Here is a 640-nt window from a genome sequence, read left to right as displayed (position 1 = left end):
GACCGCGAGCCGGCCGGCTGGTGGGGTCCGGCCCGCCCGGCGAGCTGGGCCGACGCCGTCGAGGCCGCGCGCGTCGTCGCCCGGGCCGCGGGTGTGGCGCTGCGGGTCGAGAAGGACGAGCACGCGCCCTGGCATCCGGGCCGCTGCGCCGCGCTGTACGTCGGCGACACCCTGGCCGGGCACGCGGGCGAACTACACCCGCGGGTCGTCGCGGCGCTCGGCCTGCCGGCGCGGACCAGCGCGATGGAGCTGGAGCTCGACCGCCTCTTCCCCGGCGGCGTGGGCGACGAGCCGGTGCGGGCCCCGTCGGTCTCGACGTTCCCCATCGCGACCCAGGACGTCGCGCTGGTCGTCGATGCCGCCGTCGCTGCGGCCGACGTCGAGGACGCCCTGCGCTCGGGCGCCGGCGCGCTGCTGGAGTCGGTGCGGCTGTTCGACGTCTTCACCGGCGCGCAGCTGGGCGAGGGGAAGAAGTCGCTGGCCTACGCGCTGCGCTTCCGGGCGCCCGACCGCACGCTCACCGTCGAGGAGACCACCGCCGCCCGCGACGCCGCCGTGGCCGCGGCAGCGGAGCGGACCGGCGCGGTCCTGCGCGGCGCATGACGGCCGGCGAGGGCCCCGGCGCCGTGCCGGCCGGCCG

General features: G+C 79.4%; 1 protein-coding gene. It reads left to right on the top strand.

The features are described 5' to 3' along the window. Window positions 1-603 (top strand): phenylalanine--tRNA ligase subunit beta (locus tag DY240_RS22435; RefSeq protein ID WP_456077697.1); only part of this gene is annotated, 603 nt, incomplete at its 5' end. Between the last annotated feature and the right edge of the window lie 37 nt (window positions 604-640).

The organism is Jiangella rhizosphaerae, assembly GCF_003579925.1.
Classification (GTDB): Bacteria; Actinomycetota; Actinomycetes; order Jiangellales; family Jiangellaceae; genus Jiangella; species Jiangella rhizosphaerae.
This window is presented reverse-complemented; position numbering and strand designations above follow the sequence as displayed.